The following is a 23,654-nucleotide window of genomic DNA, read 5'->3' as shown; positions in this document are numbered from 1 at the left end:
GGACCTAGGGGCGATCCAGGGATGAGAAGAAGTCAGAAGTTGTTCGGCGCCAGCCTGCTGGCGCTAGCGATCAGCGGGTGTGCAGTCACCAGCGAACCGATTGAGCGCAGCGTCAGTGAGCAGCGGGCCAGAACCGACCTGCAAAACATGTACAAGGATCAGGAACCGCTGCGCGGCCCCCTGACGCTGCATCAGGCCATGGCCCGCGCAGTGAAGTACAACCTTGAAGGCCGCTTGAAGATCATGGAGGAAGCGCTGGCCAAGCGGCAACTCGACCTCGCCAGTTTCGACATGCTGCCGCGCATGGCGCTGGATGCCGGGTATGTGGGGCGTAACAACGTCAGTGCTTCCAGTAGCCAGAGCGTGCGCACCGGCACCCAGTCGCTGGAACCGTCGACCTCGCAGGATCGTGACCGCGAAGTGGCGGATCTGACCATGGTCTGGAACGTCCTCGACTTCGGTGTCAGCTATATCAGCGCCAAACAACAGGGTGATCAGCGCCTGATCGTGCAGGAACGTCGGCGCAAAGTGATCAACACCATCGTCCAGGATGTGCGCTCGGCGTACTGGCGAGCGATGGCCGCCGAACGTCTGCTCAAGCAGATCGACAGCCTGATGGCGCGAGTCGACACCGCCCGGAAAAACAGCCAGAGCATGAGCGAGCAGCGCATTGGCGACCCGGTTCAGGCCTTGGGTTATCAGCGCTCACTCATCGAAGCCACGCGGCAATTGGAGGAGCAGCGCCGTGCGCTGTCGCTGGCGAAAACCGAACTGGCCACTCTGATCAATCTGCCGCTGGGCACAAATCTTACGCTGGCCACTGATGATGGATATCAGGTTCCCGAGCTCAAGGTCGATCTGGCGAAACTCGAACAGGAGGCTTTGACCAGCCGTCCGGAACTGCGCGAGCAGGATTACCAGACGCGCATCAGCGCCGCCGAAACCCGCAAAGCCATGCTGCGCTTGCTGCCAGGTCTGGAGTTTTCGGCCGGCGGGCATTACGACAGCAACTCGTTCCTCGTTGAGCAAGGCTGGGCCGACTACGGCGTGAAAATCACCTGGAACCTGTTCAACGTGATCTCTGCTCCGGCGGCGATCAACGTCGCCAAGGCCGGCGAAGAGGTCGCCACGGCAAGGCGTCAGGCGATGTCGATTGCGGTGTTGGCGCAGCTTTATGTGGCCAACGCCAACTATCAAGAGGCGTTGCGCCAGTTCAAGACCAGCCAGCAGTTGTCCGACATTGACGGGCAAATCGTTGGCCAGTTGCGCAATCGTCATCAGGCCGCCGGCATTGGTGAACTGGAGTTGATTCAGGGTGAGCTGAACAACCTGCAAGCCGACCTGCGTCGTGATCTTTCTTACGCCGATCTGCGCAATGCCTACGGCCAGATTTTCGCCAGTGCCGGGCTCGACCCGCTGCCGGATCAAGTGCAGTCCACGGACGTGCAGGCGATCGCGAACGCACTGGCCAATCGTGAGTCGGCGTGGGCGGCGGGGGATATCTCGTTGCCAGTGGTGGCGAATGCCTCCGCGCAATGACGTGCTGGCGCCAAGCGCCAGCATCAGCCGTATGCAACGCGAGGTCCGCAATGGCCATCGCGGTGCGGCCATTCTTCTGACCGGTTTGCCGGCGGCGGGCAAATCGACGCTGGCTCAAGCGCTGCACGCCACGTTGTTCGGGTGTGGCTGGCAAACGGTGGTGCTTGATGGCGATAGCTTGCGTACCGGGCTCAATCGGGATTTGGGATTCAGTGACGCGGATCGCCAGGAAAACATTCGCCGCGCCAGCGAGCTCGCCGCTTTGCTGGTGGAAAATGGTCAGATCGTGATTCTGGCAATGATTGCGCCATTGGCCGAACTGCGAGAAATGTTTGCCCAGCGTTTGGGCGAGGACTATCGCGAGGTCTGGTGCAGCGCCTCATTGGCAGTGTGCGAGCAGCGTGATCCGAAAGGGCATTACGCTCGGGCGCGACGAGGTGAGTTGGCCGGGTTTACCGGGGTCTCGGCGCCGTATGAGCCACCGTTGCAGGCCTCGTTGGTGCTCGATACGGGTACGCAGACCGTTGAGGCCTGTCTTGATCGTCTGTTGACCTGGCTCGGCGATTGCTCGGTGCTGCCCAAGACATGAGCCGTCCGGCGTATTCGCGACTGCCGGTGCCGGTGGATTTGCCACTGTTGTTGCAGGCGCTGGCGGCGATTGCCGAAGACGCCTGGCGTAGTCACTTCAACACGCAATATTTCTCGGGAGACTGGAGCGGCGTGGCGCTGATTTCGGCGGCCGATGCGCTGACCGAATTGTCGCCCGGACGTGGTCAACCGTTACTGCGCGCGCCTTGGTTGCTGGATGAACGTTGGCGCCACGGTCTGCGGGATTTGCCGCTGGACATCGTCAGTGCGCGATTGTTGCGGTTGGGGCCCGGTGGGCGAATTCATGAGCACCGCGACTACGATCTCGCCGAGCCGGACGCCGATGTGCGTCTGCACATTCCGTTGCTCAGTCCGCCCGATGTGGATTTCTGGCTCGACGGTCAACGTGTGCCGATGATGGCGGGGGAATGCTGGTTTCTCGATCTGGCGCGACCGCATCGGGTGGTTAACCGCGATACCTCGACGCGGGTTCATTTGGTGCTCGACTGCCGGCCTGGCGCCTGGCTTGCGCGGATGATTGATGAAGGGCTGCCGAGTACGCCTCCAGCGCAATGGGCCGACACGTCGCTGCAGCGTTTTCAGCGACTGGTCGCTGAGGATGCCTCGCTGTCCTCAGCCTTGCGGGCACTCAACGACCCTGAACAATTCATCACGCGAACCCTCGAACTGGCCGCCGAACAGGGCTTGCTGTTCTCTCGCGAAGAACTGCGCGCGGCCATGCGCCAGGGACGGCGGCAATGGAACGAACAATGGAGCGGCTGAACCTGGACGGCTGGTTACCGGTGCGTGTCTGGCCGGTCGCAGGGTGTTGGCAGGTGGATTGGTGCTGGTTCGGCGATACGCCACTGCATCAGCCCTTTTTTCGCGACGCGGTCGAGGATGCGTTGCGCTTGCCGTTCAATCAGGCATTTCGTCGACAGACGCCGCTGTCGGCGCTGACCGATTGGCAGGCGCAAAGCCCGGGGGTGGCGCCGAGCGCATTCATTTTGCACGCCTCGCGCTGCGGCTCGACGCTGATCAGCCAGATGCTCGCCCGGCTCGATGACCACATTGTTGTCTCGGAACCACCACCGCTGGACGCCTTGTTGCGCAGCGATCTGCCGGCGTCTGAACGTCGAGCCGCTATCAGCGGATTGCTCTCGGCTTACGGGCAGCGTCGTCGAGGCGTGGAGCAGCGGTTGGTGATCAAGCTTGATGCGTGGAACATCGGTGAGTGGCCGCTCCTGCAAGAATGTTTTCCTGATACGCCATGGTTGTTTCTGTATCGCGACCCGTTGGAAATCGCCGTTTCCCACCTGCGCCGCCCGGGCATGCACATGGTGCCGGGCATGCTCGGTGACGGCGTGCTGGAGGACGGTTTGCCGTTTGAGGGGCGTGAGGATTTCATTGCCCGGCGCTTGGGTCGATTGCTGGAGGCGGGTCGGACGCAATGCGAAGTGTCAGGTGGGCTGCCCGTCAATTACAGCGAGTTGCCCGGGGCGATGGCAGGGCGACTGGCAAGTTTTTTTCAGTTGAGCGCTGAGCAGCTTCAGCCAGTGTTAGCGGCGACGGCGCAACATGCCAAGCAGCCCTCACGGACGTTCGTCGCCGACAGTGAGGAAAAGCGCGGCGAGGCTTCGGCGTTGTTGCACAGGCATGTGCAACATTTCGCTCACGCGCCCTATGAAGCGCTGGAACGCTTGCGTCATCTCAGGACTTGGCCGACAAATCCGCCATCCCCTTGAGTAACTCGATCGGCAGCGGAAAGACGATGGTCGAACTCTTGTCGCCGGCAATCGAACTCAAGGTCTGCATATAACGCAACTGCATGGCCCCTGGCTGACGGCCGAGCATTTCGGCGGCCTGCATGAGTTTTTCCGAAGCCTGCAACTCGCCTTCGGCGTGAATCACCTTGGCCCGTCGTTCCCGTTCGGCTTCGGCCTGTTTGGCGATGGCGCGCACCATCGACTCGTTGAGGTCGACGTGTTTGATCTCAACGTTGGCGACCTTGATGCCCCATGCGTCGGTCTGGGCGTCGAGCACTTGCTGGATGTCGATGTTCAACTGCTCGCGCTCGGCCAGCAGTTCATCCAGCTCATGCTTGCCCAGTACCGCACGCAGGGTGGTCTGAGCCAACTGGCTGGTGGCGGAGAGGAAGTTCTCGACTTGAATGATCGCCTTTTGTGGGTCGAGCACGCGAAAGTACAGCACTGCATTGACCTTCACCGAAACGTTGTCGCGTGTGATCACATCCTGCGGCGGTACATCGAGAACGATGGTGCGCAAGTCGACCCGAACCATTTGCTGAACCACCGGAATCAGCAGGATCAGCCCCGGACCTTTGACTTGCCAGAAGCGCCCGAGCTGGAACACCACGCCGCGTTCGTATTCGCGCAGGATGCGAAACGTCGACGCGGCGAGGGCGATCACCAATAACAGCAGCGCGAAAAAACCGATTTGCAGACCCATGATCACTCTCCGTGTCGAGCCGCGTCAGCCGCGGCGACTTTCAGCAGTAAGCCCTTGCGTCCCACTACGCGTACCGATTGTCCGCTGTGCAGCGGTGTCGCGCTGTGCACCTGCCATTGCTCACCTTGCAGGTGTATCCAGCCGTGATGGGCATCTTCAGTCTGCACCGTGGTTATTGCCGTCACACTGCCGACCAGGCCCGCATCGCCACTGACGGCGTGGCGCGGTCGGGTTTTCAGGGCGCGGATGATCAGCGCAAGCAACAGCAAAGCGCTGATCAGCCCCAGACCGATCATCATCGGCACCGGCAAGTCCGCGTTGCCCAGCATCAGCGCGCCGATCACGAACATGATGATCCCGCCCAGACCAATCACGCCGTAATTGGGCAGTGCGGCTTCAGCGATCAGAAAAACGATACCGAGGGTGACCAGCCAGAGACCGATCGGGTTGACCGACGACAGCGGAACATCGGCGGCGATAGCTGAACCGCTCAACAGGAGTAACCAGAGAAACGCACAACATCGACTGTTCACGTGACCCTCCGGGCGCGTCATGGGTGTGCTTCTTTGAGTCTAGTTGAGGGTTTCGCTGGATGAATGTTGATCAATGTGCGGATGTGTCCAGTGAGCGGATTTCCCGGCGCCTGCAACTCGCCGAACTAGACTCAAACACACCGCTACAACCGTTCAGTGCAGCGCCGAGGTGCATCAGGCCGGGAGTTGAGTCATCAGGTTTCGTGGCGTTCGCGTTGGCGCTTTCGCGAGCAAGCCCACACAGGTGACCGCGACCCCTTGGATGCCGCTCGCGAATAATCGCCCAGACACCATGTTCCCAAGGAGTTCCCCCATGGAAAGTCCAACCCATAGCCTGCCATCCCTGTTCAAACAACTCGGCCTGGACAACGACCCCGTCAGCATCGACCAATTCATCACGAGCCATTCTCCGCTCAAACCCGAATTGCACCTGGCAGACGCATTTTTCTGGACCAAGAGTCAGGCTGATTTTTTGCGCGACGAAATTCTGGACGATGCCGATTGGGCGGAGGTGGTTGATCAATTGAATGTGTTGTTGCGTATGGGGCGGTAGGCCTAACCGAAGGGTGATCACTTCCTGCCGGATGGGTGCCAGCCGATGTTTACGAAGTAATGATGGAACGGCTTGATGATTTGGAACTGGCAGAAATCATTCGCTCCGAGATCAATTGAAAAAAGAAGCTCGCCGAAAGATTGGCGCTGCCGAGAGTCCCGGCTGATGCACTCCACGGGGTGCCCGACTGTTACAAAATCAAACTCAAAGCGTCGGGTTACCGTTTGGTTTATCAAGTAATCGATGAGCGAGTTGTCGTCGCTGTAGGTAAACGTGAGCGCAGCAGAGTTTACGAGAAGGCCCAAAAACGCTAATAGGTCCCCACCTCGTCGTTTCTCTTCGGCTGACAATCACTTTGTTTCAAAACTTGACTGAATTTCCCTCGCAATGCGATATTGATAGTTAGCAAACTAACAGTGTGCCTTGTCCCGTGCCCGATACCCTCGACGCTCTCCAGATGAACATCAGCAGTGCCATGGTGGTGGCCGCCAGGCATTGGCGCAAGATCTGCCAGACCACGCTGGTCAACTATGGAATCTCCGAAGCCTGCGCCGTGCCGTTGTTGATGATCGGGCGTTTGGGGGAGGGTGTGCGTCAGGTGCAGGTGGCGCAGGCGGCCGGGATGGAGAGCCCGTCGCTGGTGCGTCTGCTCGATCAGTTGTGCCATTCGGGTTACGTGCGTCGCACCGAGGATGTGCAGGATCGCCGGGCCAAATGCCTGAGCCTGACCGACACCGGTCGTGAGCTCGTGCAAGCGGTGGAAGTCGAATTGGTGCGCCTGCGTCACGAAGTGCTCGACGGGATCGATCAGAGCGATCTGGAGGCTACGCTTAGGGTACTCAGAGCTTTTGAGGCGGCGAATCCGCCGCTGGTGGTCAATTCTTGAACGGTTTTTTCTCAGGCATTCCGCCGGCCCGCGACTGGTTCTACGGGGTTCGTACTTTTGCCGCGTCGATGATCGCGTTGTACATCGCCTTGCTCATGCAAATGCCGCGTCCGTATTGGGCGATGGCCACGGTGTACATCGTCTCCAGCCCGTTCCTCGGGCCGACCAGCTCCAAGGCGTTGTACCGTGCAATCGGTACCTTTCTCGGCGCAGCGGCGGCAGTTTTTTTCGTGCCGATGTTCGTGCAGAGCCCTTATGTGCTGGTAGTCGTCATCGCGCTGTGGACGGGTATTTTGCTGTTTCTATCCCTGCATTTGCGCACCGCCAACAGTTACGCGCTGATGCTTGCCGGCTACACTTTGCCGCTGATTGCCTTGCCGGTGGTGGATAACCCGCTGGCGGTGTGGGATGTCGCACAAGCACGTACCGAAGAGATTTTCCTCGGCATTGCCGTCGCCGCTGTGGTCGGCGCGATGTTCTGGCCACGCCGCTTGGCGCCGGTGTTCAACGATGCCGTCGGTAAATGGTTCATTGATGCGACCAGCTACAGCCTGAAGTTTCTCAGCCGCGACGTGCAGCCCGAAGCAGTCACGGCCCTGCGCATGGCCATGGTTGCCAATTTCAACAGCCTGGAATTGATGATCGGTCAGTTACCCCATGAAGGTTCGCTGCCGCAAACCGTGCGCAATACCAAGGAACTGCGCGGGCGCATGATCCATCTGTTGCCGGTCATCGATGCCCTCGAAGACTCGCTCTACGCCCTCGAACGACGCACGCCGGAGCTGGTGGAAAAATTTGCTCCGCTGCTGGCCGCGACCCGGGAATGGCTGGACCATCAGGACGCCGATCTCGACCGCTGGCAAGCCCTGAAAGATCAGCTCCAAGCCCTGCAACCAAGTGCGCAGGCGCTGGAGGAGCGCCGACAATTGCTCTTCTCCAACGCGATCTATCGCCTCGGTGAATTCATCGATCTGTGGCAAGACTGCCGCAGCCTGCAGGCTGCGATTGTGTGTGAGCGTCAGGACAGCTGGCGCGCGGTGTATCGCCACTGGCGCCTCGGTCGCCTGACGCCGTTTCTCGATCGCGGGCTGATGCTCTATTCGGTGGCCTCGACCATTCTGGCGATCATCGTCGCTTCGCTGCTGTGGATTCTGCTGGGCTGGCCGGACGGCGGCAGCGCGGTGATTCTGGCGGCGGTGGCGTGCAGCTTCTTCGCCTCGATGGACGACCCGGCGCCGCAGATTTACCGGTTCTTTTTCTGGACGGGCATGTCGGTGCTGTTCGCCAGTCTGTATCTGTTTCTGATTCTGCCCAACCTGCATGACTTCCCGATGCTGGTTCTGGCGTTTGCCATCCCGTTCATCTGCATCGGCACCCTGACGGTGCAGCCGCGGTTCTACCTCGGCATGCTCCTGACGCTGGTCAACACCTCATCGTTCATCAGTATTCAGGGCGCTTACGATGCGGACTTTTTCGCCTTCGTGAACGCCAACCTCGCGGGGCCGATGGGCCTGTTGTTCGCCTTTATCTGGACTCTGGTGGCGCGGCCGTTTGGCGCCGAGCTGGCGGCCAAGCGCCTGACCCGCTTCAGTTGGAAAGACATCGTCGACATGACCGAGCCGGCCAACCTTGCCGAACACCGCAAGTTGGGCGTGCAGTTGCTCGATCGCCTGATGCAGCACCTGCCGCGTCTGGCCCTGACCGGCCAGGACACCGGCATCGCCATGCGTGAAGTGCGTGTGGGCCTGAACCTGCTCGATTTGCTCGCCTACACCCCACGGGTCAACGGCGTGCCGAAGGCGCTGTTGCAGCAAGTGGTGGCCGAAGTCGGCGAGTATTTTCGCGCCTGCCTCAAGGCTGGCGAACGCCTGCCGGCGCCGAGTCCGCTGCTGATGACCATGGATCGCACGCGCCGCGCGCTCAATGGCCACGGCGACGAAGAAACCCGTTTCCACCTGTTGCACGCCTTGAGCGGTTTGCGTCTGGCGCTGCTGCCCGGCGTTGAATTCGTTTCCAGCGCCGAGCCCGAAGAACCGTTGCCCGATGGAGCGCCCCTATGATTGGTGATCTGGACATCAGCGGCATCTTCCTGCCGACCTTGCTGGTGTTGATGGGCATCACGTATGTGCTGTTTTTGCTGGTGCATGGCGTGCTCACGCGTCTGCACTTTTACCGTCTGGTCTGGCACCGGGCATTGTTCAACGTGGCGCTCTACGCCGTGCTGCTGTACGGCGTGGACTCACTCAGTCGATACCTGATGACATGAAAAAACCGTTTTTGACCATCGGTCGCGTGGTACTGACCCTGCTGATCGTGACTTTTGCCGTTGTCCTCGTCTGGCGCATGGTGATGTATTACATGTTCGCGCCGTGGACCCGTGACGGCCACATCCGTGCCGACATCGTGCAGATCGCCCCGGACGTTTCCGGGTTGATCCAGCAGGTCGAGGTGAAAGACAACCAGTTGATCAAACGGGGTCAGGTGCTGTTCAGCATCGATCAGGATCGATTCAAACTGGCCCTGCGCCAAGCCAAAGCGGCCGCCGCCGATCGCGAAGAGACGCTCGCGCAAGCACAACGCGAAGCCAAGCGTAATCGTGGTCTGGGCAACCTGGTGCCGGCCGAACAACTGGAAGAAAGCCAGTCTCGCGTGGCCCGTGCGCAGTCGGCACTGGCCGAAGCGCGGGTGACGGTGGACAGCGCCCAGCTCAACCTCGACCGCTCGGTAATCCGCAGCCCGGTGGACGGTTACGTCAACGACCGTGCGCCGCGTGCTCAGGAATTCGTTACCGCCGGGCGTCCGGTGTTGTCGCTGGTCGACAGCAACTCGTTCCACATCGACGGCTATTTCGAAGAGACCAAACTCGACGGCATCCATGTCGGCCAGTCGGTGGATATCCGCGTGGTCGGCGACCGCGCCCGGCTGCGCGGGCATGTCGAAAGCATCGTCGCCGGCATCGAAGACCGTGACCGCACCAGCGGCAGCAACCTGCTGCCCAACGTCAACCCGGCGTTCAGTTGGGTGCGTCTGGCGCAGCGGATTCCCGTGCGCATTGCCTTTGATGATGTGCCGGCGGACTTTCGCATGATTGCCGGGCGTACCGCGACGGTGTCGATCATCGATGATCAGCAACAGGAGCCCGCGCCATGAACAGGGCCCTGATGATCGCCGGTTTGGGCGTGATGCTCTCGGCCTGTCAGATGGTCGGGCCGGACTATCAGGTGCCCGAGGACGCGGCGGTCCAGCGCAAGGATTTTCAGGGTGAGTTGGCGGTGGCCGGCAAACCCGTGGTGTCGGCGCCGGTGCCGGCGCACTGGTGGCGGCTGTACAAGGACCCGCGCCTGGATCAACTGGTGCAGCAAGCCATGGCCTCCAACACGGATCTGCGCGTGGCGGCAGCGAACCTTGCGCGGGCGCGCGCTCAAGTCGACGAGGCCGAGGCCGCGGGTGGCTGGAGCGCTGGGGTGAAGATGGGCGCGCAGCGTTTGCAGGAATCCGGTCAGGCGTTTTTGCTGCCGGAGAAAGTGCCAGTGGCCAACGTCGCCGACATAGGCCTCAGCGCTTCGTATCAGTTCGACCTGTGGGGCACCCTGCAACGCGGGATCGAAGGCGCGAAGGCCAATGCCGATGCAACTCAAGCCGCTGCTGACACCGCACGTATCACGTTGGTGGCCGATGTGGTTCGCGCCTATACCCAGGTCTGCGCGGCCAATGAAGAGCGAGAAATCGCCCAGCATTCCCTCGACTTGCAATCGCAAAGCACCACGCTGACCCAGCGCTTGCGCGATGCCGGGCGTGGTGATGAAACCCAGGTCACCCGCTCGCAAACCCAATTCAAATCCTTGCGCGCTGAAATGCCGCGTTATGAAGCGGCGCGTCAGGCCGGGCTGTTTCGCCTGTCGATGCTGCTGGCCAGACCGGTCGATCAGTTGCCGGCCGGCACCGCAACCTGTGCCGAGTTGCCGAAAATCGCCCAATTGGTGCCGGTCGGCGATGGCGCCGCGCTGCTCAAGCGCCGCCCAGATATTCGTCAGGCGGAACGGCGTCTGGCGGCCTCGACGGCCGGGATCGGCGTCGCCACGGGCGAGTTGTACCCCGACATCAGCATCGGCGCGACCATCGGCACTGTCGGTATCATTGACGATTTGGGTGATCCCTCGACCAACCGCTGGGGCTTCGGCCCGTCGTTGAGCTGGAAGGTGCCGACCAACGGCGCCCGCGCGCGCATCCGCGAAGCCGAAGCGGCGGCGCAAGGCGCACTGGCGCATTTCGACGGCGTGGTGCTCAACGCCATCCGTGAAGCCCAGACTGGCCTTGCGCAATACAGCGCTGTGCTGCAACGCCGTGACGCGCTGGCCGATGCCGAGCAGTCGGCGAAACTGGCCGCCGACCAGACGCACCGCTTCTTCCAGGCCGGTCGCGAGTCGTTTCTCGCCGACTTGCAAGCGACCCGTACTTACACCGATGTCACCGCGCAACTGGCCGCTGCCAACACGCAAGTCGCCATGAGCCAGATCGATTTGTTCCTCGCCCTCGGCGGCGGTTGGGAAAGCGGACGAACGCAAGCTTCAAGCCCGAGCAAACCCTGAGGCCATAGCTATGCTTTGAAGTGTTGAAAGGGCGCCCCGAGCAAAGCGCCCCTTCAGCGCACATTGCTAGCGCTGGTCTAGGGGAAACCAATAATGAAAAACCCTTACGCTCTCGGCTTCTGGTGCGCCCTCGCAGCGTTGGTGCTGCTCTCGGCCACCTATTTCTACGGCATCATGCTGGCCCACCAGATCGACAAGGCCATGGTTTTCCTCGACAGCGCCGTGGCGCTGATTGCGGTCATGGCAATCGTCGTGGTGGCGTGGGCGTCGGTCCAGGTTCAGCGAGTCAAAAAAAGACAGCTTGAACAGGGCAAGACGCTGGTGCTGATCTGGGACACCAAAGTCGCTCTGCGCCGGGTCGAAACCGTGTTCGACCGGTATTTCTGGGGCAGCTACTGGCAGCCCGGCCGCACGTTCGCCGACGTCATGGGCGAACTCACCGGCACCCCGCTGGAAAAAAGCCTCGAAGCACTGAAGAAGCAGTGCCTGGAACTCGACAAGCAGATCGACAGCGAGGGCTGGCACTGGCTGAACAATGCCCGTGAACTGTCCGACGTCGCCACCGCCATGGCCCGCGAGCGCTATCAACTCGACTACTGCGACCCGCGCGCCGATGGGCCGGGCGGGGCGGTGATCGATCGGGACTTTGAAGTGCTGGTGTATACCTGGACCGCACGCCTCAAAAGCTTTGATCATCAACTCGATGAGATAGAAGTCCAGTATTCCTGAATCTCGGCTGAATCAACCGGCCCCTTCGCTGGCAAGCCAGCTCCCACAAGGTTTTGTGGTGTTCACAGATTTTGTGTTCACCAAAGATCCCTGTGGGAGCTGGCTTGCCAGCGATAGCGTCAGTGCCGACACCGAAACTCTCCAGGCTTGCCAACTGTCCACACTCCCCATAGACACTCTTTAACCTTTAAACATTGGGCCGTCTCCCGCGCCCAGTGCTAATCTCCACCGCTAATTCAAGCGGAGTCGAGCCGCAACCCGGTCACGGGTTCAGGGAAGACGACCCCACTTTCAGCCACGGAAATCGATCAGGTCATTCATGAATAAATCAGCAGGCGTGCTACTCGGAATTGTTGTTGCCATCGGCGCGATCAGTGCAGGCGGGGCCTGGTACACCGGGACCAAGATCGAAGGCGTGTTGAACAACGCCGTCACCAATACCAACAAAGAGCTGCAAACCGCCATGGCCGGCTCCAACGGCACGATGTCGCTGGAACTGGTGTCGCTGGAACGTCACACCTTCACCAGCACCGCGCACTATCGCCTCAAAGCCGAAGGTGAAATGTTCGGCGATGCGCCGGTTGAATTGCTGTTTGTCGATCACCTCGAGCATGGCCCGCTGCCGTTCTCGCGTCTGGTGTCGCTGAAGTGGTTGCCGGTCATGGCCACCAGCAATTACGAACTCGAAAAGAGTCCGGCCACCGAAAAATGGTTCGCCGCCACCAAGGGCGCCGCACCGCTCAAAGGCGTGACCAACATCGGCTACGACGAATCCACCACCAGCACCGTCGACCTGTTGCCACTGGAAATCGCTCTGGATGAGCAGTCGAGCCTGAAATTTTCTGGCCTGACCATGGACATCTCCGCCAGCGCCCAAGCGCAGAAGGTCAAGGCTGACGGTTACATGGACAGCCTGAAACTGGTCACTGTGGCTGAAGATCAGGCGCCGGTGCAGATCGAACTCAACGGTTTGACCCTGGCCAGCAACCTCACCAAGAGCAGCTACGGCTACTACACCGGCAGCAATACCCTGGAACTGTCCAGCAGCAAAACCACCTTCGGCGCCAAGCAATCGGTGCTCGGCGTGAAGAACTTCGAAATGAAGAACCTCACCGAGGAAAACGGCAGCAATGCGTCCGGCCGTGCGGACTACCAGATCGGCGAAGTCACCCTCAACGACAAGAAAATCGGTTCGGCCAGCATGGCCATGAGCCTGAAGAACCTCGACATCCCGTCGACGATGTCGCTGATGCAGGTCTACCAGACCAAATTGCAGCCGTACGAAAAAGCCGCGGCCGAAGCGGCCGCTGCTGGCCTGCCGGCACCGGAGCTGAACCTGACCGAAGCCGAATCGGCCCAGGTCAAAGCCGACTTGCAGAAGTTGCTGGCCGCCGGCCCGCAAGTGGCGCTGGAAAACCTGTCGCTCAAGACCGCCAATGGTGAGAGCCGCGCCAATCTGGTGATCGACCTGACCAAGCCGCAGTCGATGGATCTGCCACCGGATCAACTGGCCAGACAGTTGATCGCGCTGCTCGACCTCAATGTCACGGTGTCCAAGCCGATGCTGGTCGATCTGCTCAGCGTACAGGCGCAGCTTGATGGTCAGACCGACGCCAAAGCCATCGTCGATGGGGCCAGCGGCACCGCCGACATGTTCTCCGCCATGGCCGTTGGTTCGCAATTGGCGACCGTGGATGGCACCAACGTCGTGACCAAGCTGCATTACGCCGCCAATCAGGTGGAATTCAACGGCCAGAAGATGACCGTTGAGCAGTTCGTTGGCTTCCTGATGAGCAAGTTCGCAGGCGTCACGCAAGTGCAGTAATACTGCGCTCTAAATAGCAACGCCCGGCCTCTGCATTGCGCAGACGCCGGGCGTTTTGCTGTCTGGCGTTTGGCTTTTCGGCATCCCGGCTAAGCCGTTACCGTGAATCTGAACAATTATTGTGTTCTGAATCCAGGTCCATGCTTGCGTGCAAAACTGCCCGACTGAGCTTGGCTGAGTGTTTTTCACCCAGTCTCCGTTACGAATTGGGCAAAAAGGGCATGACGACCCGGCTGGCCATGTAAGGATGCTGACGAATGCCGCGTATTGATGGTCCTGTATTACATCGTGGTCTACGCCCCTGGATTCGAATCGCGCTCTGTAGCCAGTTGCTGTGGCCGGCGCTGGCGCTTGCCGACACTGAATACGATCAACGGGTGCTCGATGCCCGTGCGGGGCATTACACGCCTGCGCTGACCGTGCTGCGTCAGGTGCCGCCGGGTCTGGCAACCACTGGGCAGATCAGCGATCACCTGCAAATTGCCGGTTGGGCCGGGCTCGACGCCGAAGTGGTCAAGGTTTATGAAACCCAGGGCCGCGACCGGGTACTGCCGATTCAGGCGCTGACCGCCACCGCCCGTGCTTATCGCAACCTCAAACGTTGGGATCAGGCCACTCAGGTCTATAACAAGGCACTGGCGCTGGAGCCGGACAATGCCGACCTGCAACTGGGCCTGGCCTTGACCCAGGCTGACGCCGGCAAGCCCGATGAGTCGGTCTCGCGCGCCAAAGCGCTGGTGGCCGCCAAACCCGACGACCCGTCACGCCGCCTCGCCCTGGGCTATGCCCTGACCCGCGCCAACAAACCTTACGACGCCCTGTTTGAATACGATCAGGCGTTCATTCGCGCCGGCAACAAACCTGAAGTCGCCCGCGAATACGTGGTTGCGCTGCAAAAGGCACGTTTGCCGGAGCCGGCGCTGCGGCTGGCCCATCAGCGTCCGGGTCTGATCGATCCGGTGACCCTGCGTCGCCTCGAAGGCGATCTGGCCGCCGAGCGCGTGCGTCTGGCGGAGTTGGCCACCCGCAGCGAAAAAGAACGCTATGTGATCGCTGACCGGGCGTTGGCCGATTACGACAAACTGCTCGCCACCTGGACACCGGACGCGACGGCTCACGACGACGTGATCCGCTGGCGCATCGACCGCATGGGCGCGCTCAAGGCGCGGGCGCGTACCGCAGACGTCATTGCTGAATACGAAAAGCTGCAAGCCGAAGGCGTGACGGTGCCGACCTATGCCCAACGCTGGGTGGCGTCCTCGTATCTGGATCAACGCGAACCGGAAATCGCCACTGACCTCTACCGCCAAGTGCTTTCGGCACCGGACGCCGATGTCGGTGATCGCCTGGAAGACACGACCGCGCTGTATTACTCGCTGCTCGAAAGTGATCGCGCCGATGAGGCCCGAAACGTGGCCGAGGATGCAGCCAAGTCTCAGCGCCCGCGTATCGAGCTCAAAGGTCTGCCCATCGGCAACCCCAACGACGAATGGATGGATGCCCAGCAACTCGCGGCGCAGGCCGGCACTTACGGCTCCGATTTGTCCCACGGCGAAGAACGTTTGCAGGTGCTGGTCGGGCAGGCGCCGGGCAACATCGGTTTGCGTCTGGCCCAGGCTGATTTGTACCTGGCCCGTGACTGGCCGCGCCGCGCCGAGAACCTGCTCAAGGAAACCGAGGCCATGGCGCCGCGCAATATGGGCCTGGAAATCGCTCAAGCCCAAACGGCGATGGAGTTGCAGCAATGGCGACAAATGGAGGCGCTGACCGACGACGTGATCGAGCGCTTCCCGGATAACCGGCAAGCACAGCGCCTGGCCCGCCAGCGCGACGTGCATGACATGGCCGAGTTGCGTGTCGAAAGCTATGGTGGCAAGGCTTACGGCGGCAACAGCGGCGATACCGGGGCGGTTACCGGCAGCAAGGATTTCGGTATCGAAAGCACCTTGTACAGCCCGCCAATCGATGAAGACTGGCGTGTGTTCGCCGGTGTCGGCTATGCCACCGGCGACTTCGCCGAAGGCACTGGTCATCACCGTTTTCAGCGTGTGGGTCTGGAGCGGCGCACCCGCGACATGAGCCTGGAAGCCGAGGTCTCCAATCACGCTTATGGTTTCGGCGACAAGCTGGGCGCGCGGTTGGCGATTGCCCGCGATATCAACGACCACTGGCAGTACGGCGCCAGCCTCGAATACCTGTCGGCGCAAACCCCGCTGCGGGCCTTGAACAGCGATATCACCGCCAATGGCGGCAGCGGCTTCATTCGCTGGCGCGCCAATGAAAGTCGCGAGTGGCGCCTGTCCGTCAGCCCTTCGCACTTCAGCGATGGCAACAACCGGGTCGAAGCCTTGCTGACCGGGCGTGAAGGTCTCTACAGCGCACCGAACGTGCAGGTCGACGCCGGTCTTGAGGTCGGCACCAGCCACAACTCCAACTCCGCAGACGTGCCGTACTTCAACCCGAAGGCGGACTTCAGCGTCATGCCGCTGCTGAACGTCAATCATGTGCTCTACCACCGCTACGAAACCTCGTGGAGTCAGCAGTTCCAGGTCGGGGCAGGCACTTACAGCCAGCGCGACCAGGGCACCGGTGGCATGGCGTTGCTCGGTTATGGTCAGCGCTATGCCTGGAACGACGTATTCGAGGTGGGAGGCATGTTGAGTGTGATCAACCGGCCTTACGACGGTGACCGGGAATCCGATCTGCGTTTGCTCGTCGACCTCACTTTCCGCTTCTAGAAGAGTTTGAAGATGCCTTTGACTTCGCGTTTCATCCTTCTGCTGGGGGTGCTGCTGGTCAGCGCCTGTGCCCAGCAAGCCCCGGCGTTCGCCCCGCCGTCCGAGCGCACGGTGGCGGCCAGCGAAAAACCGTGGCCGAAAAATTACGTACTCGGTATCGCCTATCACGACGTCGAGGATGTCGACCCCGATCAGGCCGTGGTGGCGGTGCGTACCGAGCGCCTGATCGAGCAACTCGCGTGGCTGCGGGAGAACAACTACCAGCCGGTTACGGTCGATCAGATCATGGCTGCACGCAAGGGCGGGCCGGAGTTGCCAGCGAAGGCCATACTGCTCAGCTTCGACGACGGTTATGCCAGTTTCTACACCCGTGTGTTGCCAGTGCTGCGCGCCTACAACTGGCATGCGCTGCTGGCGCCAGTCGGCACCTGGCTCGATACACCGCTCGATCAACCGGTGGATTTCGCCGGCACGCCGCGTGCTCGCTCCGACTTTCTGACCTGGGATCAGGTGCGCGAAATCTCGCGCTCCGGGCTGGTGGAAATCGCCGCCCACACCGATGCCAGCCACAAAGGCATCCTGGCCAACCCGCAAGGCAATTTGCAGCCTGCGGCGGCTACCCGGGGCTATAACCCTCAGACCAAACGCTACGAAACCGAGGCCGAATTTCAGGCGCGAATTCGCACCGACGTAGCGGCCATCACGGAAAAAATCCGCAAGGTCACCGGCCATAAGCCGCGTGTCTGGGTCTGGCCTTACGGTGCGGCAGACGGCACGTCGCTGACGGTGGTCGATGAACAGGGCTATCAGATGGCCCTGACTCTGAACGACGGCCTAGACAGCCTCGAAAACCTGATGAGCAGCCCGCGCTTTTTGGTCGCCTCTGACCCGGATGGCGAACATTTCGCCAGCAGCGTCGTCGAGGTGCAGTCCGATGCGGTGATGCGGGTGGTGCATGTGGATCTGGACAACGTCTACGACCCGGACCCGGCGCAGCAAGAAATCAACCTCGGCAAGCTGATCCAGCGCATGGCCGACATGGGTGCCAATACCGTGTTCCTGCAGGCGTTCGGCGACCCGAAGGGCGATGGTCTGGTGCACTCGCTGTACTTCCCCAACCGCCATCTGCCCATGCGTGCGGACATTTTCGACCGCGTTGCCTGGCAACTGCGTACCCGCGCGAATGTGAAGGTCTTCGCGTGGATGCCGGTGCTGAGTTTTGGTCTGGACTCAAAACTGCCGCGCGTGACCCGTTGGGACCCGAAAACCGGCACCACTTCGGTGGACCCGGATCAGTATCAACGCTTGTCACCGTTCGACCCTGAAGTACGACGGATCATCGGTGAAATCTACGAGGACGTGGCGCGCCTGACGTCGGTCGACGGCATTCTCTATCACGATGACGCGGTGCTCTCGGACTTCGAAGACGCCAGCCCGGCGGCGCTCAAAGTCTACGCGGCCAACGGCTTGCCGGGCTCGATTGCAGCGCTGCGTGATGATCCGGCGGCCATGCAGCGCTGGACGCGTTTCAAGAGCCGCTACCTGATCGATTTCACCAACGAGTTGACGGCCAAGGTTCGCGCCATTCGCGGCCCGCAGGTGAAGACCGCGCGCAATATCTTTGCCGAACCGATGCTCAATCCCGAGAGCGAAGCGTGGTACGCGCAGAACCTCGACGACTTCCTCGCCACCTACGACTGGACGGCCCCGATGGCCATGCCACTCATGGAAAAACAGACTCAGGCGCAATCCGGGCCGTGGCTCGAAACGTTGGTCGACACGGTCAAGGCCCGTCCCGGCGCACTGGATCGCACGGTGTTCGAATTGCAGGCACGGGACTGGACGAAAAAGGACCAGGCCGACATCGACAGCCAGCAATTGGCTGACTGGATGAGCCGTCTCAAACGTCAGGGCGCGACCAGTTTCGGTTATTACCCGGACAACTTCCTCGACAACCTGCCGGAGCTGAAAACCGTCCGGCCTGCGCTCTCCAACAAATGGAACCCATGACATGCTGGATAGACTGTTAGCCCTGCTTGTTCTGGCGCTTGTCCTCGGTCTACCGCTGGGACTGATTTTCCTCGTCACCGGGCAGTTCCTGATGGACTTCGTGTTCTTCTACCCGTTGTTCATGTCGGGGCTGTGGATTGCCGGTGGCCTGTATTTCTGGCTGCACTGGGAACGCCACTGGCCCTGGAAGGACGACACGCTGCCGCCACCACTGGCCGGCGAGCCGCTGATCTCGATCCTGATCCCTTGCTACAACGAAGGCGACAACGCCGCCGACACCATCCATGCGGCGCTGGCCCAGCATTACCCGAACATCGAAGTCATCGCGATCAATGACGGCTCCAAGGACAACACCGCCCAAGTGCTCGACCGGCTGGCCAAGGAAGACCCGCGATTGCGGGTTCTGCACCTGGCAGAAAACCAGGGCAAGGCAGTTGCCCTACGCATGGGCGCTATCGCCGCGCGCAGCGAATATCTGGTGTGCATCGACGGTGACGCGCTGCTGGCGCCGAACACGGCGGCCTATCTGGTGGCGCCCATGCTGGATAACAACCGCCTCGGCGCGGTCACCGGCAACCCACGGATTCGTACACGCTCGACGCTGGTCGGGCGGGTGCAGGTGGGTGAGTTCTCCTCGATCATCGGTTTGATCAAACGCACGCAGCGGGTATTCGGGCGGATCTTCACCGTGTCGGGCGTGATCGTCGCGTTCCGCCGCACCGCGCTGCACCGGGTCGGTTACTGGAGCCCGGACATGATCACCGAAGACATCGACATCAGTTGGAAGCTGCAACTGGACCACTGGAGCATCTTCTACGAGCCGCGCGCACTGTGCTGGATCCTGATGCCGGAAACCCTCGGTGGTTTGTGGAAGCAGCGCTTGCGCTGGGCCCAGGGCGGCGCCGAGGTGCTGTTCAAGAACATCCGCGGCATCTGGCAATACCGCCATCGTTATCTGTGGCCGCTGTTGTTCGAATACTGCTTGTCGACCGGTTGGGCGTTCACCTTCCTGCTGTCGGTGATCTTCTGGGGTGTCGGCAAGTTCGTGGTCATGCCCGAAGCCATCGCCGTGGATCACCTGATGCCGCCGGCGTTTACCGGGTTGTTGCTGGCCTTCGTCTGCCTCGTGCAGTTCGCCGTCAGCATCATCATTGATCGGCGCTACGAACCGGGGCTGGGCAAAACCATGTTCTGGGTGGTGTGGTACCCGATTGCGTTCTGGCTAGTCAGCTTGCTGACCACGCTTGTGAGTTTCCCCAAGGTGCTGTTTGGTCAACATCAGAAGCGTGCGCGCTGGGTCAGTCCTGATCGGGGTATCAAACCGATCGGGGACGACGAAGAGGAGGTCATCAAATGAAAATCATCCGGACTCGCCAGCGGCCGTTTCTGGTCGTGGTCGATGCATTCTTTACCGTTATTGCCTGGGTTGGTCTGTTGTATCTTATGGCGCGAGGGTTGTGGCCGCTGATCGAAAGCCACGAAGGTGCGCCGCGGATCGATAGCTCGGCGTTTGATGCGCTGGCCACCTTGCAGATTTATCTGTGGGTGGCGGTGGTCAATGCTGTGATCCTGATCGCTTGGGCGCGTTACCAACAGCGCAAAAGCCGCCGTTTCGCTCAACGCCGTTTGCCAGCGCCGGTGGCCGATGACGAGGGGTTGAGCAAGAGCTTCAAGCTGTGCGACGAGCGTTTGCAGAAACTGCGCACGCCCGGGGTGATGACCATTCACAACGATCAAGAGGGTGACGTGAGCAACGTGGTGCTGAATTTCCGGCCGGTAGAACCGGCGGAGCTACCGCCACCCCTGGCGCCGCTGGAGCACCCGCGCGTGATCTTTCTGCATGCCGAGGCCGACGACAATCGTCAGCCGCTGAGCCCATGAGCCGCTGAACGGGCGGCAGGGTACAGGGCTTCCTCTCGGGTATTGCTCTCGTGAGTGTGCGGCGCGGTGCGAGGTTCGGGCATTTGCTGCTGCCATGGCACGGAAGGTACAGCTATAGTTTGCAGGCCGACGACGGCCTCACTGTACAAGGTGCTCCCGGAATGACCCGATTGACCTCTCTCAACCCTTGGCTGGCGGCCATTGCCGTTGCCCTTTGCGTGCAGTTTCCGGCGCAGGCCCAGGAGCGTTTCACGCTCAGCATCCCCGGTGTTTCCGATAATCGACTGTTCACCTCGGCAGCGGCCAGCGATGCGCCGGGCTGCAACGGCAAGAACCAGTCGCCGGCCCTGAGCTGGAGTACTCGACCTGCCGGTACCCAAAGCTACGCGATCGTCATGCACGACCCGGACGGCCAGAAAGGTTTGGGCGTCGATCACTGGATTCACTACGGCATCAAAGCCACGACCCGGCAGATTCCCGCCGGTGTCGGCGCCAAATCGGCGCTTGAAGGCGTCGGTGGCACCAACAGCAAGGGCAACACTCATTACATGGGACCTTGCCCACCGGTGGGTGACAGCGCGCACCACTACATCATCCAGATCTACGCCCTGGATCTGGCCCCGGATGCCTTGCCTGCCGGTTTGACCCGCGCCGAGCTGATGGAAAAAATCAAAGGCCATGTGCTGCGTAACAGCAGCGTGGTGCGGCGTTATCATCGCTGAATGCGGCTCTCCTGCCGCGCGTTCCGTCCGGGATGCGCGGTTGCGCTTGGTATCGACTGATAAAAGCGAGCACTATCGGCGCTGTTCCTGACGATCGACGCCGGGCAGGAGGCTTACCCTATGGATGATGTGCGTGATTCATCCAGCGGAAAACTTGCGCAACACCCCGCTGGTTCCAGATAGCGACTTCACCCCTTCGCAACGTCCATTGCTGATGATGTTTTTAAACCTGCGGGCATCCGTTCGATGCCCGAGCGTTGGCATGGATGGCCGAGTGCAAGCGTTTTCCCCGTGGTCCCGACCGCGCGTGGTAGGCGCAGTACCTAACGCACCAGGATTTAAAGCGATTGAGCATGAACCCAAATAAAGATTCGACATTTGCCTATCAGGCCGTATACCGCTATCTCGTCGAACTGATCGAAGCCGCGAGCCCTGAGGGAGAACAGAAGCTGCCGTCGTTGCGACAATTGGCGCAGCGCTTGAATGTGTCAGTGTCCACGACCAAATACGCCTATTCCTTGCTGGAAGACCAAGGGCGTATCTACGCCCGGCCGAAGCTTGGCTACTACACCCGCGCTATGCCATCCGCGCTGATCAACGAAGGCTCGCCGAACCTGCTCGACAACGTGTTCTCCAACGCCCGGCAACCGGGAATGCTGGCGCTGAGCAGTGATGCCCCGGCCATGCTGCTGTCGCTGGAAAACCCGTTATTGATGACCGAACGCGAACTGACGCGCCAATACCCGCGCTCGCATGCGCCGCTGTATCAACCGTTTGGCGAAACCGAATTGCGCAGTGTTCTGGCCGATCGTTACACCCGTTCGACGCGCTGCTACTGGCGTGCCGAGCACGTTTACATCGGTTCCGATCTGCGCAGCGTGCTTGATTTGTCCCTTGAGGCGTTGAAGCTGACCGGCACTGTGGCGCTGGTGGAATCGCCGTGCTCGTGGGCGATTCTGCGGCAACTGCACGCGGCGAACATCCGCGTCATCGAAGTGCCGCTGGGTGACGATGGCCGCTTTGACTTGCTCAAAGTCCAGGCGTTGTTGCAGCGAGAACCCATCACTCTGGCGGTGTTGTCCTCCACCGTGAACATTCCCCACGGCAGCCTGATGCCCGCCGAAGACAAGCAAGTGATCTGCCGCTGGCTGGCGGAACGGCGGGTCTGGCTGTTCGAAAATGACTGCTATGGCGAATTCAGCTTCGTCCCTGAAGCCGCGCGCTACCGTGACTTTGCCGACCCGGAACGGCTGCTGGTGTTTTCCACGTTCGACAAGATCATCGGTTCGGAGGCGCCGTATGGCTTTGTGCTCAGTCGCTTTCAAGGGCCCGAACTGCATCGGCTGTTTCTGGAACGTGCCTTTCGTTTGTCGCCGATTCGGCAAAAAGCGATTGCCAAGCTCTACACCACGCGGCGCATCGACCAACACACGCAGATGTTGCGCAGCATGCTGATCGACCGCATGCAGCGCATGAAAGCCATGCTGCACGAACACACGGAGGGTCAGTTACGCATTGTCGCCCCGCAGGGCGGCGCGGCGTTCTGGATCGAGGCCACGCGCCCGGTGAACATGCGCCGGGTTTTTGAGCGCTTGTTGGCCAAACGCATCGTGATTGCTCCCGGCGAAATCTTCAGCCAGCAGGGGGCGTGGCAGCATCATTTGCGCCTGAGCTACACCATCGACTGGAGCAAGGACATCACCCACGCGCTGAAAGTGCTGACTCAGGCCATTCAGGATGAAGGTTCGATGGCCGGCGCTCAGTTGATGCCATAGCAATGCCGGGGTTCGGGGAATGTGCCGGCGCGCACTTCGTCGGCGAACGCCTCACACGCCTGGCGAATCTGCGCGCCAACATCGGTGTATTGCTTGACGAAGCGCGGTACGTGATCACCGCCCAGTCCTAGCATGTCCTCGGTCACCAGCACCTGACCATCGCACGCCGGTGAAGCACCGATGCCGATGGTCGGCACGGGGGAAAAGTCGCTGATCCGGCGCGCCACGCCTTCGGCCACGCCTTCGAGCAACAGACTGAACGCACCGGCCTCAATATGTGCGCGTGCATCGGCTTCGAGGTTCATGGCGCCAGCCTCATTCATGCCCTGGGCCTTGAAGCCACCCATGGTGTTGACGTATTGCGGCATCAGGCCGAGATGCGCCATCACCGGGATGCCGCGTTTGACCAGAAACTCCACGGTTTCGGCGAACACCGCGCCGCCTTCGAGCTTGACCGCATCGCAACCGGTGCGCGCCATCACCTGCGCGCAGTTGCGGTAGGCCTGCTGCGGCGATTCCTGATAGCTGCCAAACGGCATATCGGCGATTACGCAGGCCAGCCGGGTACTGCTGACCACGGCGCGGGTGAAAACGATGGTTTCCTCCAGGCTCATGTCCAGCGTTGAGTGGCGGCCAAGTCCGACCATGTTGGTCGAGTCACCCACCAGGATGAAGTCGACAACAGGGTCCATCAATCTGGCCATCCAGCTCGTATAGGCAGTCAGGGAGACAATTTTCTGTTGCCCCTTCATCGCGACCAATTGAGGAACGGTAAGTCGTTTGGTTCGGGTATGCAGGCTCATGGCTCTCTTCCTTG

At 60.9% G+C, this 23,654-nt stretch carries 21 protein-coding genes and 2 pseudogenes; 20 read left to right on the top strand and 3 right to left on the bottom strand.

Annotation, left to right across the window (positions count from 1 at the left end; genetic code table 11):
* Positions 1 to 21 precede the first annotated feature (21 nt).
* From ACIOU6_RS16705 to ACIOU6_RS16690, 4 genes are read left to right on the top strand one after another with little or no spacing between them, the layout of a single operon-like run.
* Positions 22 to 1,539: a TolC family protein gene (locus tag ACIOU6_RS16705; RefSeq protein ID WP_221730949.1), complete on the top strand. Its 1,518-nt coding sequence runs from the start codon at positions 22 to 24 to the stop codon at positions 1,537 to 1,539.
* A complete protein-coding gene (cysC, locus tag ACIOU6_RS16700; protein WP_221730950.1) occupies positions 1,523 to 2,128 on the top strand; it encodes an adenylyl-sulfate kinase in 606 nt (201 codons plus the stop codon). The genes ACIOU6_RS16705 and cysC overlap by 17 nt, the downstream gene beginning before the upstream one ends.
* Positions 2,125 to 2,910: an aspartyl/asparaginyl beta-hydroxylase domain-containing protein gene (locus tag ACIOU6_RS16695; protein ID WP_401137987.1), complete on the top strand. Its 786-nt coding sequence runs from the start codon at positions 2,125 to 2,127 to the stop codon at positions 2,908 to 2,910. The genes cysC and ACIOU6_RS16695 overlap by 4 nt, the downstream gene beginning before the upstream one ends.
* Positions 2,898 to 3,872, top strand: a complete 975-nt coding sequence (locus ACIOU6_RS16690; RefSeq protein WP_401138032.1) for a sulfotransferase family protein — start codon at positions 2,898 to 2,900, stop codon at positions 3,870 to 3,872. The genes ACIOU6_RS16695 and ACIOU6_RS16690 overlap by 13 nt, the downstream gene beginning before the upstream one ends.
* On the opposite strand, the gene ACIOU6_RS16685 is transcribed toward ACIOU6_RS16690, so the two are convergent.
* Both ACIOU6_RS16685 and ACIOU6_RS16680 read right to left on the bottom strand, forming a co-directional pair.
* Positions 3,838 to 4,596, bottom strand: a complete 759-nt coding sequence (locus ACIOU6_RS16685) for a slipin family protein (RefSeq protein WP_221730952.1) — start codon at positions 4,594 to 4,596, stop codon at positions 3,838 to 3,840. The genes ACIOU6_RS16690 and ACIOU6_RS16685 overlap by 35 nt on opposite strands.
* A 2-nt stretch (positions 4,597 to 4,598) precedes the next feature.
* A complete protein-coding gene (locus ACIOU6_RS16680; RefSeq protein WP_311775947.1) occupies positions 4,599 to 5,129 on the bottom strand; it encodes an NfeD family protein in 531 nt (176 codons plus the stop codon).
* A 313-nt stretch (positions 5,130 to 5,442) separates the two neighbouring features.
* On the opposite strand from ACIOU6_RS16680, the gene ACIOU6_RS16675 reads away from it, so the two are divergent.
* From ACIOU6_RS16675 to ACIOU6_RS16600, 16 genes and pseudogenes are all read left to right on the top strand, one after another.
* Positions 5,443 to 5,682 (top strand): DUF2789 domain-containing protein, encoded by a 240-nt coding sequence (locus ACIOU6_RS16675; protein WP_221730954.1) that lies wholly within the window; start codon positions 5,443 to 5,445, stop codon positions 5,680 to 5,682.
* A 35-nt stretch (positions 5,683 to 5,717) separates the two neighbouring features.
* A pseudogene (locus ACIOU6_RS16670) lies at positions 5,718 to 5,789 on the top strand (antitoxin); the annotation flags it as partial.
* Positions 5,780 to 5,996: pseudogene (locus ACIOU6_RS16665) on the top strand (type II toxin-antitoxin system RelE/ParE family toxin); the annotation flags it as partial. The pseudogenes ACIOU6_RS16670 and ACIOU6_RS16665, both read left to right, overlap by 10 nt.
* A 143-nt stretch (positions 5,997 to 6,139) precedes the next feature.
* The gene (locus ACIOU6_RS16660; RefSeq protein ID WP_221731065.1) at positions 6,140 to 6,568 is read left to right on the top strand and encodes a MarR family winged helix-turn-helix transcriptional regulator; all 429 of its coding nucleotides are present in this window, start codon (positions 6,140 to 6,142) and stop codon (positions 6,566 to 6,568) included.
* Positions 6,565 to 8,628: an FUSC family protein gene (locus ACIOU6_RS16655; RefSeq protein ID WP_401137982.1), complete on the top strand. Its 2,064-nt coding sequence runs from the start codon at positions 6,565 to 6,567 to the stop codon at positions 8,626 to 8,628. Before ACIOU6_RS16660 ends, ACIOU6_RS16655 begins: the two co-directional genes overlap by 4 nt.
* A complete protein-coding gene (locus ACIOU6_RS16650; protein WP_027611129.1) occupies positions 8,625 to 8,834 on the top strand; it encodes a DUF1656 domain-containing protein in 210 nt (69 codons plus the stop codon). The genes ACIOU6_RS16655 and ACIOU6_RS16650 overlap by 4 nt, the downstream gene beginning before the upstream one ends.
* Positions 8,831 to 9,718 carry an efflux RND transporter periplasmic adaptor subunit gene (locus ACIOU6_RS16645; RefSeq protein ID WP_401137979.1) on the top strand — a complete coding sequence of 296 codons (888 nt, stop codon included), beginning with the start codon at positions 8,831 to 8,833 and terminating at the stop codon, positions 9,716 to 9,718. The genes ACIOU6_RS16650 and ACIOU6_RS16645 overlap by 4 nt, the downstream gene beginning before the upstream one ends.
* Entirely contained in the window at positions 9,715 to 11,157 is a 1,443-nt protein-coding gene (locus ACIOU6_RS16640) for an efflux transporter outer membrane subunit (protein ID WP_401137977.1), read from the top strand. The genes ACIOU6_RS16645 and ACIOU6_RS16640 overlap by 4 nt, the downstream gene beginning before the upstream one ends.
* A 93-nt stretch (positions 11,158 to 11,250) precedes the next feature.
* The gene (locus ACIOU6_RS16635) at positions 11,251 to 11,886 is read left to right on the top strand and encodes an NADH:ubiquinone oxidoreductase subunit N (RefSeq protein WP_401137974.1); all 636 of its coding nucleotides are present in this window, start codon (positions 11,251 to 11,253) and stop codon (positions 11,884 to 11,886) included.
* Positions 11,887 to 12,205: 319 nt separating this feature from the next.
* Positions 12,206 to 13,711, top strand: coding sequence for a YdgA family protein (locus ACIOU6_RS16630; RefSeq protein WP_401137971.1), 1,506 nt, complete (start codon positions 12,206 to 12,208; stop codon positions 13,709 to 13,711).
* A gap of 257 nt (positions 13,712 to 13,968) precedes the next feature.
* Entirely contained in the window at positions 13,969 to 16,449 is a 2,481-nt protein-coding gene (pgaA, locus tag ACIOU6_RS16625) for a poly-beta-1,6 N-acetyl-D-glucosamine export porin PgaA (protein ID WP_401137968.1), read from the top strand.
* A 12-nt stretch (positions 16,450 to 16,461) separates the two neighbouring features.
* The gene (gene pgaB, locus ACIOU6_RS16620; RefSeq protein WP_401137966.1) at positions 16,462 to 18,459 is read left to right on the top strand and encodes a poly-beta-1,6-N-acetyl-D-glucosamine N-deacetylase PgaB; all 1,998 of its coding nucleotides are present in this window, start codon (positions 16,462 to 16,464) and stop codon (positions 18,457 to 18,459) included.
* Between the two features lies 1 nt (position 18,460).
* Positions 18,461 to 19,816: a poly-beta-1,6-N-acetyl-D-glucosamine synthase gene (pgaC, locus tag ACIOU6_RS16615; RefSeq protein ID WP_221730962.1), complete on the top strand. Its 1,356-nt coding sequence runs from the start codon at positions 18,461 to 18,463 to the stop codon at positions 19,814 to 19,816.
* Positions 19,813 to 20,340 (top strand): poly-beta-1,6-N-acetyl-D-glucosamine biosynthesis protein PgaD, encoded by a 528-nt coding sequence (gene pgaD, locus ACIOU6_RS16610; protein WP_401137963.1) that lies wholly within the window; start codon positions 19,813 to 19,815, stop codon positions 20,338 to 20,340. Before pgaC ends, pgaD begins: the two co-directional genes overlap by 4 nt.
* 161 nt (positions 20,341 to 20,501) lie before the next feature.
* Positions 20,502 to 21,062 carry a YbhB/YbcL family Raf kinase inhibitor-like protein gene (locus tag ACIOU6_RS16605; protein ID WP_221730964.1) on the top strand — a complete coding sequence of 187 codons (561 nt, stop codon included), beginning with the start codon at positions 20,502 to 20,504 and terminating at the stop codon, positions 21,060 to 21,062.
* Positions 21,063 to 21,415: 353 nt separating this feature from the next.
* A complete protein-coding gene (locus ACIOU6_RS16600) occupies positions 21,416 to 22,837 on the top strand; it encodes a PLP-dependent aminotransferase family protein (RefSeq protein ID WP_221730965.1) in 1,422 nt (473 codons plus the stop codon).
* Here ACIOU6_RS16600 and panB read toward each other — a convergent pair.
* Positions 22,822 to 23,640 (bottom strand): 3-methyl-2-oxobutanoate hydroxymethyltransferase, encoded by an 819-nt coding sequence (gene panB / locus ACIOU6_RS16595; RefSeq protein WP_221730966.1) that lies wholly within the window; start codon positions 23,638 to 23,640, stop codon positions 22,822 to 22,824. The genes ACIOU6_RS16600 and panB overlap by 16 nt on opposite strands.
* Positions 23,641 to 23,654: the final 14 nt, after the last annotated feature.

This window comes from Pseudomonas sp. NPDC087615 (assembly GCF_044743445.1).
Lineage (GTDB): Bacteria > Pseudomonadota > Gammaproteobacteria > Pseudomonadales > Pseudomonadaceae > Aquipseudomonas > Aquipseudomonas baetica_A.
The sequence above is the reverse complement of the archived record's forward strand: the minus strand, read 5'-3'. Positions and strand labels throughout refer to the sequence as shown.